Origin of the sequence: Aurantimonas endophytica (genome assembly GCF_014196845.1) — a bacterium.
Taxonomy (GTDB): Bacteria; Pseudomonadota; Alphaproteobacteria; order Rhizobiales; family Rhizobiaceae; genus Aurantimonas; species Aurantimonas endophytica.
Map to the genome: position 1 here is coordinate 423773 of NZ_JACIEM010000001.1, position 13877 is coordinate 437649.

A 13877-nucleotide genomic window follows, 5' to 3' on the forward strand; every position below is an offset into this window, starting at 1 on the left:
GACAATTTCAAGGCGCGTGGCGTCATGTCGGCCAGAAGCGCCCGCTTGGAAGGCGCGTGCGTTTGAAATGCGGCCGCCGAAGCGATAGCAGAAGCAGCTCATCAAGCCGAAGGATGCCGTCTTGCCAGATGCGATCGCGCTGCTCTCCACCCGCCGCTCCGTTCCGATCCCGATGCTCGGCCTGCCGGCGCCCTCGAGCGCCGAGCTCGAGACGATCCTGACGATCGGGGCGCGGGTTCCCGATCATGGCAAGCTCGCGCCCTGGCGCTTCATCCTCTATCGCGGCGCGCCCGCCGAGGCGATCGGCGAAGCTCTTGCCGCCCTGATCGAGACGCGCGACGGCGCGCCGCTGTCGGAAGGCCGCCGTCGCGTCGAGACGACACGGCTGACCCGGGCGCCGCTTGTCATCGGCGTGGTCTCCACGGCGAAAGAGCATGTGAAGATCCGGGAGTGGGAGCAGGTGCTGTCGGGTGGGGCGGCGGCGATGAACATCGTCAACGCCGTCCATGCCATGGGCTATGCCGCCAACTGGGTGACCGAATGGATGGCTTACGACGACGAGGCCAAGGCCCTACTCGGGGTCGCGCCCGAGGAGCAGGTGATCGGCTTCATCCATGTCGGAACGCCGCAGGAGCCACCGAGCGAACGTCCGCGGCCGGCACTGGCCGACATCGTGACCGAGGCCGTCGCGCCGGTGGCACGCTGATGTTGTTCTACACCACCGACCGCAACGAGCATGGCCTTCCGCACGACCCGTTCAAGGCGATCGTCTCGCCAAGGCCGATCGGGTGGATTTCCACCCGGGCCAGGGACGGCTCGGTCAATCTGGCCCCCTACAGCTTCTTCAATGCTGTCTGCGATTCGCCGAAGCTGGTAATGTTCTCCTCGGCAGGCATGAAGGATTCGGCCAGCATCGCGATCGAGACCGGCGAGTTCGTCGCCAACCTCGCAACCGGCGACCTTGCGCGCCAGCTCAACCGGACGTCGGCGCAGGCGCCGCGAGGAGTAAGCGAATTCGCGCTGGCCGGGCTCACCGAGGCGCCCTGCCGGCTGGTTACCGCGCCGCGCGTTGCGGAAAGTCCCGCGGCGCTCGAATGCCGGGTCACAGAGAGCTTCCGTCCGAAGGGCCTGGACGGCACGCCCTCGCCATACTTCATGGTGATCGGGGAAGTCGTAGCCGTCCATATCGACGAGGCGATCCTGACGGACGGCATGCTCGACATGTCGCTGGCACGGCCGTTGTCGCGCCTCGGCTATCTCGACTACGCGGTCACCGAGGAGGTTTTCCAGATGTCGCGGCCGCGCATGCCCGACGCCAGCGACGTCTGATCAGGGGCGCTGCTTCGTGCCCGTCGGCCGCGCCATCATGGTGAACGAAACCTAAACCTTTGCCCGGCACATTCTGACACGTGTTCCGGTGTCGTCGCAGAGGGGTTGCGCGTTCCATGATCGTCCAGCGGTTCGTCCAGTGGCGCGAGACGGCCAACAGCGCAGGGCGGGCGGAAGCAGCCCGCGCTGTCGCGAAAGCCTTTGTCGAGGGCCGGTTCTGCGCCGCGGAGCGGATCGAGGCCGAGGCGACGCTGACGCTGATGCTCGACGACCCGTCACCCAAGGTGCGCCAGGCGCTGGCGGAAGGTCTCGCGACGGCGAGGGGCGTTCCACCGGCCATCCTGCAGGCGCTCTGCGAGGATAGCGACGCCATCGCCTGTCCGGTCGCCCAGGGCTCGCCGATGCTGACCGACGAGGACCTGATCACCCTCGTGGCGATCGGATCCGACGCGGTGCGGCGGGCGGTCGTCGCACGGCCTGTCCTGTCGGTGCGGGTTTCGGCGGCGATCGCGGAGGTAGCCGACCCATCGATCTGCGTCGCGCTGCTGGACAATGAAGGCGCGGCAATTGCCGGCGTCAGCTACCAGCGACTCGCGGAACGCCACGGCCAGGATGCCGATGTCCGCGGTGCGCTGCTGGCACGACGGGATCTGCCGGCCACGGTACGCCAGACGTTGATCCTTGCGGCGGGGCAGGCGCTCGCCGACTTTCCCCTGTTGCGCTCGCTGGTGGGACCGAAGCGAGCGGAGGATGTCGCGCACGCCGCTTGCGAGAAAGCCACGGCCAGACTGGCGGAAATCGCGCCCGCAGGGGAGATTCCCGCTCTGGTCGAGCATTTGCGGGCCAGCGGGCAGCTCACAGCAGCTTTCCTGCTGCGCTCCGTCTCGACCGGCCATATCGACCTTCTGGGCGCGGCACTGGCGCGCCTGTCGCAGACGTCGGAGCGGCGGGTCGCAGCTGTGCTCGCCGGCGGTCGTCAGAAGGCCGTGACGGCCCTGATCGTCGAGTGCGGGCTGCCGGCGTCGATGGGCCCGCTCTTCTGGGTGGCGGTCACGGTCTGGCGGGAGATCGCGGCGGGCAAGCGCATTGCGCGGCCGGAAGAGGTTCCCCAGATGATCATGCGGCGCGTCGCGGCCAATCACGATGCCGAGCGGGGGCCGGCCGACACCGATGAGGTGACGCGGTTCCTGCACCGCCTGGCGGGAGAGGCCGCGCTCGACGCCGCACGCGAGCGGGCTCGACGCCTCGCCGCCTGAATTGCGCTGTGTCAGTAGCGGAATTGCTCGGCAAGGATCCGCTCGTCCCAGGAATGCTCGACATCGAACATGATCAGCCCGGTATCGGTGGCCGATTCCCGGATCGTGATCTTGCGCACCGACTTGACCTCCGTCGCGTCGGCGACGGCGTTTACCGGCCGCTTCTCCGGCTCCAGCACCACGATGTCCACCGTCTGGTGGTTCGGCAGGAGGGCGCCGCGCCAGCGCCGCGGCCGGAACGGACTCACCGGCGTCAGGGCCAGCAGCGGCGCTTCCACCGGGATGATCGGTCCCTGCGCCGACAGATTGTAGGCCGTCGAGCCGATCGGCGTCGCGACCATGACGCCGTCGCACACCAGCTCCTCCAGCCGTACGGTCCCGTCGATGGCGATTTGCAGCCGGGCCGCCTGATAGGACTGGCGGAACAGCGCCACCTCGTTGATCGCCAGGGCGTTGTGCGTGTTTCCCTCGGCGTCGATGGCAGTCATGGTCAGCGGGTGGATGACGTTGCGGGTCGCCGCGGCGAGACGTTCGCGCAGCCCGTCCTCCCGGTACTCGTTCATCAGGAAGCCGATGGTCCCCTTGTTCATGCCGTAGATCGGCACGCCCGTTCCCATGAAGCGATGCAGCGTGTTGAGCATGTGGCCATCGCCGCCCAGCGCGACGATTACGTCGGCATTCTCAGGCTTGTCGTTGCCGTAGAGGGCGCTCAGCCGCCGTGCCGCTTCCTGGGCCGCCGGCGTGCTGCTGGCGAGAAAACTGATCGACTGGAGTTCACGTGACATGACGCCGCCTGGCCCGGGTGACGACGCGGGCCAGGGCCGCGTCATGGAATGGCTCAGCTAGCGCGGATGGGCCTGAAGGCCAAGCACGGGAACAATGCCCCAGCGACAAAAGCCTGCCGCGGAAGGGCTTTGTCTCTTCACCCGGAGCTGTCAGCTGGTTCGCGACCCTTCGATGTCGGGCAGTATTTCCGCGACGCCGTGCTCCAGGCACTGCCGGGCGAAGCGCTCGAGCCCCCGCTCGTAAAGCTTGCGATCGATCTCCGTGACGCTCTGGACGGCGGCGTAATCGTCGGCCGTGAGGTTCAGGCTGGTCTGCTGCCCCGCCGGGGCGACATTCGCGAGGAAGTCGGCCTTCGGCTCCGGCAGCCCCGTCACCTTCGAAAACAGCCGAAGACTCGTCTGGTGCTTCTCCGTCACCCCGACCGCGGCCAGCGCCTCCAGCGCCTTGCACGAAGTCTCGAGCAAATCGGCGGCGCTATCCTGCCCGTACATGCTGTTCTCGAAGGCAAGCTGAACGGCGGCGTAGGCGCTCGATTCCTGCGCGACAAGCTCGCGGCTAAGGGCGAGGCTCGACAGATAGCGGGCCTGGTAGTTCTCCACGGACCGCGAAAGGATCGGGTGCGCGCAATATTGGGCGACCGACAGGCCTTGGGCCATCTCGTGAAACGGGTGGCTTGGGGTCCGCAGGACATGCTTGATATGGCTGAAAGTCCGTGATGTCGGGTCGCGCAAAAGGCTGACCGTCGTCGGCCATGCCCTCAGCCACACGGGCAACAATCCGCCGAAATGACCGTGGTAGACGCGCCATCGCGGATCGGGCCCGGAACTTACGAGCTCATCCCAGAGCTTGTGCGGACACACTGCCTCGCTCGGGGCTGCTTCCTCGAAATACCTCGTCGCGCTGATGCCGCCGGACTTCGGGATGTGGAGAAAATAGATCGTACCGTCCATCGGCAACTGCTCTTGCGGAACGAGGGGCAGCGCCCGCTGCCATGATATCGAGCGCGATGTCGTGGTGGACATCAGCAATCGGCATAGCACGGGCCGGGCCACGATCTACAGCTGCCCGATGCCTTACGACATTGCTTCCTCACCCAGCCGGATGATCGGCCGGACACGATGGGTTCGGGCGGCCGCCGAGAAACCGGCGCGGGAAGCAGCTCGGGAATGGAACCCTGCCTCGGGCGCATTCCGACGTCACCAGTCGACCTGCGACGGTGCCGGCTTGGCGCCACTGATCCGGTCTCCTTTTCCGGTTGCGCCGAAAGTCCCCGCTCGCTAGGAGATTCGAGCAGGCGCCGGATTAGCTCAGCGGTAGAGCAGCGGTTTTGTAAACCGAAGGTCGGGGGTTCAATCCCCTCATCCGGCACCAGCCTCGCTTCCCATTCGCCTTGCTACCGCAGATCATCTTCGGCGATCGCCGGCCTCAGCCGAGGTGCCGCCTTGCCGCGTACAGCGCGATGGCGGCGGCGTTGGAAACGTTCAGCGACTTGATCGTTCCGGGCATGTCGAGCCGCGCCAGGCGATCGACGGTCGTTCGGGTCTTCTGGCGCAATCCCTTGCCTTCCGCGCCCAGCACGATGGCGATGCGTTCGCCGGCGAGAGACGCCTCGTAAGGCTCGTCCCCCTCCGAATCGAGGCCGATCGTCTGGAAGCCTTGCGCCGAGAGTTCCGCCAGCGCCTCGGCGAGATTGACCACTTCCAGGTGCGGCACGTGCTCGAGCGCGCCGGAGGCCGCCTTCGCCAGCACGCCGCTTTCCTGCGGCGAGTGGCGGGCGGTGGTGATCAGCGCGTCCGCCGCGAAAGCCGCGGCCGAGCGGAACACCGCACCGACATTATGCGGATCGGTGACCTGGTCGAGGACCAGCACCAAGGTCGCGTCGGAAAGCCCGGCAAGCCGGCCGGGAATCAGCGGATCGGCTTCCAGCATCACGCCCTGATGCACCGCCTCGCTGCCGAGTTCGGCGTCGAGCAGCTTGGGCTCGACGATTTCGACCGGGCAGGGGATCGCCGCCGAGTCGAGCTCGAGGCGAGCGAGGGCGTTCCGGGTGACCAGCAGGCGGTGCAGCTTGCGCTTCGGATTGGCGATCGCCGCCGCCACGCTGTGCAGGCCGTAAAGTCGGATACGTCCGGCGGGGGAGGGCTTGCCGGGCCGTGCCTGGCGCGGCGCCACGGCGGGAGGCAACCCACCGTCGGCGCGCTTGCGGTCGCGATGGGCGCGGCGGAGTTTGGCGTAATGGGTATCTTTGGGGCTTGCGGTATCGTCGCTCATCCGCGTTGCTTACCGGAGCCGGGGTTCGGGCGAAAGAGCAAGCCCTGCGGCGTTGACAGATCGGTCCGAGACTTTCATAAGGCCGCTCGGATGCGCGTCGGGTTGCTGGTCGACCCGATGTGTCCGGCAAAGACCGTGTTCAGACCGGTCGATGCGGTGCCGGAGGGGTGTCCGAGTGGTTAAAGGAGACGGACTGTAAATCCGTTCGCTTAGCGTACGCTGGTTCGAATCCAGCCCCCTCCACCATCGCCGTCCACGCAGTGCAGGCGCGGGTATAGCTCAATGGTAGAGCAGCAGCCTTCCAAGCTGAATATGCGGGTTCGATTCCCGCTACCCGCTCCAAGCTCTCGATCGGTTCCCAACTTCGCTTAGGAATCGCCCCCCGCGAAAAGCGGCCGGAAGTTGGTTCAAGGGGAATGCGCTCTCGGGAACCGCTCTCACGATTCCAGGAAGCGATAGCCGACGCCGGGCTCGTTCAGGATGAAACGCGGGTCGGCGGGGTCGTCCTTCAGCTTTGCCCGGATCCGGCCGATGAACACCCGCAGATATTGCAGGTCGTTGCCATGCGCCGGCCCCCAGATCTCGGTCAGCAGGCGGTTATGCGTGACGATACGCCCGGCATTGGCGGCGAGATAACGCAGGAGCTCGAACTCCTTGCGGGTCAGCCGGATCGACTCGCCGTCGAGCGTCACTTCGTGGGTCGCCAGATTGAGTTCGAGCCCGCCGAAGCGCAACTCGGAGACGTCCGTCACCGGCGCCGCGCCGTCCCGTGTCCGCAGCAGCACGCGCATGCGCGCCAGGAGTTCGGCGATGCCGAAGGGCTTGACCACGTAGTCGTTGGCGCCGGCGTCGAGCGCCGCTACCTTTTCCGACTCAGCCTGCCGGACGGACAGGATCAGGATCGGAACCTGCGACCATTCGCGAATGCGCTGGACTACCATCTTGCCGTCGAAATCGGGCAGGCCGAGATCGAGCACGACCAGATCCGGCTGGGTCGTCGCAGTCTTGGCGACGCCGTCTTCTCCGCGGACCGCCTCGACCACCTCGAAACCGTGCGCTTCCAGCGCGATCTTCAGGAACCGCCGTATCTGCGGCTCGTCGTCGACGACGAGGATGCGCTGACTCAAATCGCCGCCTCCCGCCGCCGTGCGGTGACGGTGTCTTCGCTGTCCGCGAGGATCGGCAACTCGATGACGATGCTGGTGCCGTTCGGTTCGGCCGCCTCGGCGCGAATCGCGCCCCCGTGCGCTTCGAGAATGCCGCGGCAGATCGACAGGCCGAGCCCGGTCCCTGCCTGCTGGGCGTCACCGGCACGGACACGGTAGAACATGTCGAAGATCTTCTCGCGATCGGCGGCCGGAATGCCCGGTCCCTCGTCGGCGATCGACATGACCAGCCGCCTGCCGACGGCGCGGCCGGTCACGGCGAGGGTCGTGCCTGCCGGGGCGTATTTGGCGGCATTGTCGAGAATGTTCGTGACCACCTGTTCGAGCAGCGCGGAATCCCCGCTGATTACGGGCAGGTCCGCCGGCAGGTCCAGTTCCACCCGGTGCGCCTTCAGCACGTTCTTGAGACGGCGCATCGAAGCGCCGACGACTTCGCGCATGTCCACCGGCTCGTGCCGAACCTGCAAGGCACCATAGCCGAGCCGGGTCATGTCGAGAAGGTTCTGGACGTAGCGGTTGAGCCGCTCGCCTTCTTCGAGGATCGCCTCCGCCATGGCGTGGCGGCCCTGTTCGCCGAGAGCCTCCCCCGCCTCGACCAGGCTGGATGCCGCGCCGATGATGGAGACGAGCGGCGTGCGCAGGTCGTGGCTGACGGAGGAAAGAAGCGCGGCGCGCAGGCGCTCCGTCTCGGTGAGCACCCGTGTCTCCTCCATGTCGCTGGCGAGCCGCGTCCGCTCGATAGCCACGCCGATCTGGTCGACCAGTGCCTCCAGCAGCCGCCGGTCCGCCGGCGTCGGGTAGGCGCCCTGCCGGAACCGCACGCCGACGAGGCCCCACGCGGGTGCGCTGGCGCCGATGGGGAGAAACAGCCAGGACGAGGCCGGCAGCGTGACCGAACTCCACCCGGCCGGCTCGTGGTGCTCGAACGCCCACTCCGCCGCGCCCCAATCCTTGGCGTCGAGATTGTCCTCGGGCGGGAAGCCGCCGAGGATCGACAGGCTGCCATGCGGGTCTGGCCCGAGGATCAGCGAATCGCATTTCAGCGTCGAGGCGACGTGATGCACCGACGCCCAGATGACGTCGTCGAGAGAGGCTGCGCTGACGGCCTTGCGGCTGAACTCGTAAAGTCGCGCGGTCCGCTCGGCGATCGCCTGCTGGGCCGTCGCCTGCATCCGCAGCCGCGCGGCGAGATTACCCGTCACGATCGACACGACGAGGAACAGGAACAGCGTCAGGATCTCGCTTTCCCGGTACACGGTGAAGGTGTGATAGGGCTCGGTGAACAGGAAATTATAGGCGAGGAAGGCCGCGACGCTGGAAAACAGCGAGGGCCAGAGACCGTAGCGCGTCGCCGCGAACAGCACCGCCGGCAGGAACAGCAGGGCCAGCCCCTCGACCGGCATGATCGTCAGCGACAGCACGAACTGCGCAACGACCGCGGCCACGCCCACCGCCAGCAGCGACCACAGGTAGGCCGCCGGCTGCCGCTCGGGCTTGGGCAGCGCCATCTTCAACGTGTCCGACCCGGCGGTCCGGCTGTCCGGCGACACGATGGTGATCTCGAAGTCGGTCGCCTGCTTGATGAGCGAGTCCGCGACCGTTTCGCGCAGGAACGATGGCAGGAACCCGCGTGGTCGGCCGCGGCCGATCAGGATCCGGCTGACGTTGCGCGATCGGGCGAAGTCGAGAATGGTCTGGGCAATGTCGGCGCCGGCGTTGAGGCTGACGATTTCCGCGCCGAGTGTCTCGGCGAGGCGGAGCGCCTCGACCAGCGAATCCTTGGCCTTGTCCGGCAGGGCCTCGGTGGTCGGCGTGGCGACGCTGACGACGAGCCAGGCGGACCGGTTGCGCTCGGCCATGCGCTTGCCGACGCGGATCAGCGCCTTGGCGACGGGCGCCTCGTTCACGCAGACCAGAATCCGTTCCTGCGCCGGCCAGGGCCCGGGAATGGCATGGGTCCGCATGTGGGCGGTCATCTGCGCATCGACGCGGTCGGCCGCGATGCGGAGCGCAAGTTCGCGCAGCGCCGTCAGGTTGCCCTTCGAGAAGAAGTTCTGGATCGCTCGGCCGACCTGCTCCTGCACATACACCTTCCCCTGGCGGAGGCGGTTGAGCAGTTCCTCCGGCGCGAGGTCGACCAGTTCGATGTCGTCGGCGAGTTCCAGCACGGTGTCGGGGACCGTCTCGCGCACCCGCACGCCCGAGATCCTCGCGACGATATCGTTGAGGCTTTCCAGATGCTGGATGTTCAGCGTCGTGTCGACGTCGATCCCGGCCTCCAGCAGATCCTCGACATCCTGCCAGCGCTTGGCGTGGTGGCTGCCCTCGACATTGGTGTGGGCGAGCTCGTCGACGAGGACGAGCTTCGGCCGCCGCGAGATGATCGCGTCGACATCCATCTCGGGCATGGCGCGGCCGCGGTAGAACAGATGCCGCCGCGGCACGATTTCCAGCCCGGCCAGCAGCCGTTCCGTATCGGCCCGGCCATGCCTCTCGACGATCCCGACGACCACGTCGAGCCCTTCGGCGACATGCTGGCGCGCCGCCTCCAGCATGGTGAAGGTCTTGCCGACCCCGGGGGCGGCGCCGAGGAAGATCTTCAGACGGCCGCGCCCCTCTCGCCCGGCTGCGGCGAGAAGGGCTTCCGGTTCCGGTCGTGTCTCCGTCTCGGGCATGGTCCTTATTGCCGCGCCGGCGCTTCCGCCGCAACCGGCGTGCCGCCGTCGCGGACGGCCGGATCGGGCGCCATCGCATCGAGTGCCAGATTGAGCTGCAGGACATTCACCCGGGGCTCGCCCAGGAGACCGAACGTGCGCTGCTCGACCTGCGACAGCACCAGATCACGAATATCGCTCACCGGTATCTGGCGCGCCCCTGCGACACGCTCCGCCTGGAAAAGTGCGGCGGCGGGAGAGACATGCGGGTCCAGCCCGCTGGCCCACGTCGTCACGAGGTCGATCGGCACCGGCGCGCCGCCTCCTTCCGCGGCGAGGCGGTCGGCCTCGGCCCCGACCCGTGCGATGAGATCGCCACTGGTCGGGCCGAGATTGCTGCCGCCGGTGCCGGCGCCGTTGTATTCCACCGCGGACGGCCGCGGGTGAAAATACCCTTCGCCCTCGAAGGCTTGGGCGACGAGGCTGGAACCGATCACGGTGCCGTCCCGGACGATCCGGCTGCCATTGGCCTGTTCGGGAAACAGCATCTGGGCGAGGCCTGTCATGGCGAGCGGGTAGGCGAAGCCGGTCAGCAGCGTCATCGACGCCAGCATCACCAGCGCGGGTCTAAGGAAGGTCAGCACGGCAAGTCTCCTCAAGCCAGCGAGAGGGCGGTCACGACCATGTCGATGGCCTTGATGCCCAGGAACGGAACGATCAGGCCGCCAAGGCCGTAGATCAGCAGGTTGCGCCGCAAGAGGCTCGCGGCGGAGGCCGGCGTGTACTTCACGCCGCGAAGGGCGAGCGGGATGAGCGCGACGATGACCAGCGCGTTGAAGATCACCGCCGAGAGGATGGCGCTCCCCGGATTGGACAGGGCCATCACGTTGAGCGCGCCGAGGCCGGGATAGGCCGCGACGAACAGGGCCGGGAGGATCGCGAAATACTTCGCGACGTCGTTGGCGATGGAAAAGGTCGTCAGCGAGCCCCGTGAGATCAGCAATTGCTTGCCGACGAGGACGATCTCGATGAGCTTGGTCGGGTCGCTGTCGAGGTCGATCAGGTTGCCGGCTTCCTTCGCCGCCGGCGTCCCGGTGTTCATCGCGACGCCGACATCTGCCTGGGCGAGCGCCGGCGCGTCGTTGGAGCCGTCGCCGCACATCGCCACGAGCTTGCCTTCCGCCTGCTCCGAGCGGATCAGCTCCAGCTTGCGCTCCGGCGTCGCCTCGGCGAGGAAGTCGTCTACGCCGGCCTCGGCGGCGATCGCGGCGGCGGTCAGCGGGTTGTCGCCGGTGACCATCACCGTGCGGATACCCATCCGCCGGAGCTCGGCGAAACGCTCCCGTATGCCGGGCTTGACGATGTCCTTCAGATGGATAACGCCGAGCGGCTGGCGGTCTCGCGCCACGACCAGCGGGGTGCCGCCGGAGCGGGCGATCCGTTCGACGATCGCGGTCAGTTCCGGCGATGCGGCAACGCCGCACCAGGAAAGCACCGCGTCTGCCGCACCCTTGCGCAGGGACGATCCGTCCGCGAGGTCGATGCCCGACAGGCGGGTCTGCGCAGAGAAGGGTATGGTTTCGCCGGTTGCTGCATCGCGTTCCGGCGACGACGGCAGCTGCTTCTGGGCAAGCTCGACGATGGAGCGGCCCTCCGGCGTCTCGTCGGCCAGCGAGGCCAGGTAGGCAGCCTCCACCAGCGTGCGTTCGGCGACACCCGGAACGACATGGAAGGCGTCGGCTCTTCGTGCGCCGAAGGTGATCGTTCCTGTCTTGTCGAGCAGCAGCGTGTCGACGTCGCCCGCGGCCTCGACGGCCCGGCCGGACTTGGCAACGACATTGGCCTTGACCAGCCTGTCCATGCCGGCGACGCCGATGGCCGAAAGCAGGCCACCGATGGTCGTCGGGATCAGCGTCACCAGGAGCGCGATGAGGAATACCACCGGAACGAAGCCGCCGGAGTAGATGACGAAGGGCTCGAGCGTCGCGACGACCAGCAGGAAGATGATCGTCATGCCGACGAGCAGGATGTTGAGGGCGATCTCGTTCGGGGTCTTCTGGCGCTCGGCCCCTTCGACGAGGGCGATCATGCGATCGAGAAAACTCTCGCCGGACTTCGCCGTCACCTTCATCACCAGCCAGTCCGAGACGATGCGCGTCCCGCCGGTCAGGGACGAGCGGTCGCCGCCTGCCTCCCGGATAACCGGCGCGGATTCGCCGGTGATGGCGGATTCGTCGACCGAGGCGACGCCGTCCACAGCCTCGCCGTCACCCGGGATGATGTCGCCGGCCTCGACCAGAATCAGGTCGCCCGGCTTCAGACTGGTGCTCGGCACCGTCTCGAAACGGTGCTCGGCGGCCGTCTGCAGCTTCTTCGCCGGGGTCTCCGTCTGGGCCGACCGGAGCGAGTCGGCCCGTGCCTTGCCGCGGCCCTCGGCCATCGCCTCGGCGAAATTGGCGAAGTAGACGGTGAACCACAGCCAGAGCGCGATCTGGCCGAGCACGAGCGAGCCTTCCATCCCGAGCGCCAGGTTGCGCAGGAACAGCAGGGTCGAGAGCGCCGCGACGATCTCGGTGACGAACATCACCGGGTTTTTGATCAGTCGCCGCGGATCGAGTTTCGCGGCGGCCGACCGAAGCGCCGGCCCGGCGATCGCCGGGTCGAGCAGGGACATTTCCTTGGTCTTGGGCATGCGAGCTTCCCTAGAAGGTCTGGCCGGACAGCATCGCGAAATGTTCGGCGATGGGTCCGAGCGCGAGGGCCGGGAAGAAGGTGAGGCCGCCGATGATCAGGATCACCGCGATCAGCAGCGTCACGAACAGCGGCGTGTGGGTGGGGAAGGTCCCGGACGAAGCCGGAACGGTCTTCTTGGCGGCAAGCGACCCGGCAACGGCCAGCATCGGCACGATGAAGGCGTAGCGCCCGAGCAGCATCGCGATGCCCTGCATCACGTTGTGATACGGGACGTTGGCATTGAAGCCGGCGAACGCCGAGCCGTTGTTTCCGGTCGCCGAGGAGTAGGCGTAGAGGATCTCGGAAAGCCCGTGCGGACCCCTATCCTGAAGCGATGCGAGGGCCGTCGGGATCATGGCGGCCATGGCGCCGAAGACGAGGACGCCGAGCGGCATCACCAGGAAGGCGATGATCGAGAGCTTGACCTCCTTCGCCTCGATCTTCTTGCCGAGATATTCCGGCGTCCGCCCGACCATGAGGCCGGCGAGGAACACCGTCAGCACCACGAACAGCAGCATGCCGTAGAAGCCCGAGCCGACGCCGCCGAAGACGATCTCGCCGAGCTGCATCTGCAGCATCGGCGCCAGCATGCCCAGCGGGGTGTAGCTGTCGTGCATGGAGTTCACCGAGCCGTTGGACGCGGCCGTGGTCGCGGCAGCCCACAGCGCGGAATTGCCGGTGCCGAAGCGGACTTCCTTGCCCTCCATGTTGCCGGCGGACTGGTCCACCGGCATCTCCGCAAAGAGCGCATTGCCCTGGATTTCCGGCGCGTATGTGAGGGCAAGGCCGCCGATGAAGAGGATCAGCATCGTCGCGAAGATCGCCACGCCCTGCCGCATGTCACGGCCCATCCGGCCGAACATGAAGCAGAAGGCCGCCGGGATCAGCAGGATGGAGACCATCTCGATGAGGTTCGAGAGCGGCGTCGGGTTCTCGTAAGGCACCGCCGAGTTGGCGTTGAAGAAGCCGCCGCCATTGGTGCCGAGCTGCTTGATCGCGATCTGCGATGCTGCCGGGCCCTGGGCGATGGTCTGCCGGGCGCCTTCCACCGTCGTGGCGTCGACATGGGCCGTCAGGTTCTGCGGCACGCCCTGCCAGACGAGCGCCAGTCCGACCAGGATCGACAGCGGCAGCAGGACGTAGAGGACCGACCGGGTGAGATCGACCCAGAAATTGCCGAGCGACCTGGTCTCCCGTCCGAAGAAACCGCGAATGACGGCGGCACCGATGGCGATGCCGGTCGCCGCCGACACGAAGTTCTGGACGGCGAGGCCGACCATCTGGCTGAAATACGACATCGTCGTCTCGCCGCCATAGGCCTGCCAGTTGGTATTGGTGACGAAGCTGACCGCCGTGTTGAAGGCAAGATCCGGCGACAGAGGCGGCATGCCTTCCGGGTTCCACGGCAGCAGGTGCTGCAGCCGCAGGATCGCATAGAGCAGCACCCAGCCGGCGAGATTGAACGCCAGCGCGGCGAGCGCATAGCGCGTCCAGTGCTGTCCGGCATTGTTCCGGTCCACTCCGGCAACACCGAGGAGAAGCCTCTCCACCGGCTGCAGCACGGGGGTAAGGAAGGTCCTCTCTTCGGAAAAGACCTTGGCCATGTAGATGCCGAGCGGCCAGGCAAGGGCCGTCAGCAGCGCGCCATAGAGCGCGAACTGGATGATGTCCGATGACATAGA

General features: G+C 67.1%; 11 protein-coding genes and 3 tRNA genes. 6 read left to right on the forward strand and 8 right to left on the reverse strand.

Annotated features, from left to right (window positions below; translation table 11 throughout):
* The first annotated feature begins 121 nt into the window (after positions 1 to 121).
* The 3 genes from GGR03_RS02065 to GGR03_RS02075 all read left to right on the forward strand — a co-directional run bounded on the left by GGR03_RS02065 (position 122) and on the right by GGR03_RS02075 (position 2585).
* Positions 122 to 706 carry a nitroreductase family protein gene (locus GGR03_RS02065; RefSeq protein ID WP_183205879.1) on the forward strand — a complete coding sequence of 195 codons (585 nt, stop codon included), beginning with the start codon at positions 122 to 124 and terminating at the stop codon, positions 704 to 706.
* Positions 707 to 708: 2 nt separating this feature from the next.
* Positions 709 to 1329 (forward strand): flavin reductase family protein, encoded by a 621-nt coding sequence (locus GGR03_RS02070; RefSeq protein ID WP_183206987.1) that lies wholly within the window; start codon positions 709 to 711, stop codon positions 1327 to 1329.
* 116 nt (positions 1330 to 1445) lie between these two features.
* Complete coding sequence (locus tag GGR03_RS02075) at positions 1446 to 2585, forward strand: DUF2336 domain-containing protein (protein ID WP_183205881.1); 1140 nt, start codon at positions 1446 to 1448, stop codon at positions 2583 to 2585.
* Between the two features lie 11 nt (positions 2586 to 2596).
* Here the strand turns inward: GGR03_RS02075 and GGR03_RS02080 are convergent, their stop codons facing one another.
* The gene (locus tag GGR03_RS02080; RefSeq protein WP_183205883.1) at positions 2597 to 3370 is read right to left on the reverse strand and encodes an NAD kinase; all 774 of its coding nucleotides are present in this window, start codon (positions 3368 to 3370) and stop codon (positions 2597 to 2599) included.
* 150 nt (positions 3371 to 3520) lie between these two features.
* Positions 3521 to 4393: a hypothetical protein gene (locus tag GGR03_RS02085; RefSeq protein WP_183205886.1), complete on the reverse strand. Its 873-nt coding sequence runs from the start codon at positions 4391 to 4393 to the stop codon at positions 3521 to 3523.
* Positions 4394 to 4667: 274 nt separating this feature from the next.
* Here GGR03_RS02085 and GGR03_RS02090 point away from each other — a divergent pair.
* Positions 4668 to 4742, forward strand: a tRNA-Thr gene (locus tag GGR03_RS02090).
* Between the two features lie 54 nt (positions 4743 to 4796).
* Here the strand turns inward: GGR03_RS02090 and GGR03_RS02095 are convergent.
* Positions 4797 to 5642, reverse strand: a complete 846-nt coding sequence (locus GGR03_RS02095; protein ID WP_183205888.1) for a TrmH family RNA methyltransferase — start codon at positions 5640 to 5642, stop codon at positions 4797 to 4799.
* A gap of 161 nt (positions 5643 to 5803) precedes the next feature.
* On the opposite strand from GGR03_RS02095, the gene GGR03_RS02100 reads away from it, so the two are divergent.
* Both GGR03_RS02100 and GGR03_RS02105 read left to right on the forward strand, forming a co-directional pair.
* A tRNA-Tyr gene (locus GGR03_RS02100) sits at positions 5804 to 5888 on the forward strand.
* A 22-nt stretch (positions 5889 to 5910) separates the two neighbouring features.
* Positions 5911 to 5984, forward strand: a tRNA-Gly gene (locus GGR03_RS02105).
* 95 nt (positions 5985 to 6079) lie between these two features.
* On the opposite strand, the gene GGR03_RS02110 is transcribed toward GGR03_RS02105, so the two are convergent.
* Genes GGR03_RS02110 through kdpA form a run of 5 tightly spaced genes read right to left on the reverse strand, consistent with a single transcriptional unit; the run spans position 6080 to position 13874 of the window.
* On the reverse strand, positions 6080 to 6769 hold the full coding sequence (locus GGR03_RS02110) for a response regulator (RefSeq protein WP_183205890.1): 690 nt from the start codon (positions 6767 to 6769) through the stop codon (positions 6080 to 6082).
* A complete protein-coding gene (locus GGR03_RS02115) occupies positions 6766 to 9483 on the reverse strand; it encodes a sensor histidine kinase (RefSeq protein WP_183205892.1) in 2718 nt (905 codons plus the stop codon). Before GGR03_RS02115 ends, GGR03_RS02110 begins: the two co-directional genes overlap by 4 nt.
* Positions 9484 to 9488: 5 nt before the next feature.
* Entirely contained in the window at positions 9489 to 10106 is a 618-nt protein-coding gene (gene kdpC, locus GGR03_RS02120; RefSeq protein ID WP_183205894.1) for a potassium-transporting ATPase subunit KdpC, read from the reverse strand.
* Between the two features lie 11 nt (positions 10107 to 10117).
* Positions 10118 to 12154 carry a potassium-transporting ATPase subunit KdpB gene (gene kdpB / locus GGR03_RS02125; RefSeq protein WP_183205896.1) on the reverse strand — a complete coding sequence of 679 codons (2037 nt, stop codon included), beginning with the start codon at positions 12152 to 12154 and terminating at the stop codon, positions 10118 to 10120.
* Positions 12155 to 12164: 10 nt separating this feature from the next.
* Positions 12165 to 13874 carry a potassium-transporting ATPase subunit KdpA gene (gene kdpA / locus GGR03_RS02130; protein WP_183205898.1) on the reverse strand — a complete coding sequence of 570 codons (1710 nt, stop codon included), beginning with the start codon at positions 13872 to 13874 and terminating at the stop codon, positions 12165 to 12167.
* Between the last annotated feature and the right edge of the window lie 3 nt (positions 13875 to 13877).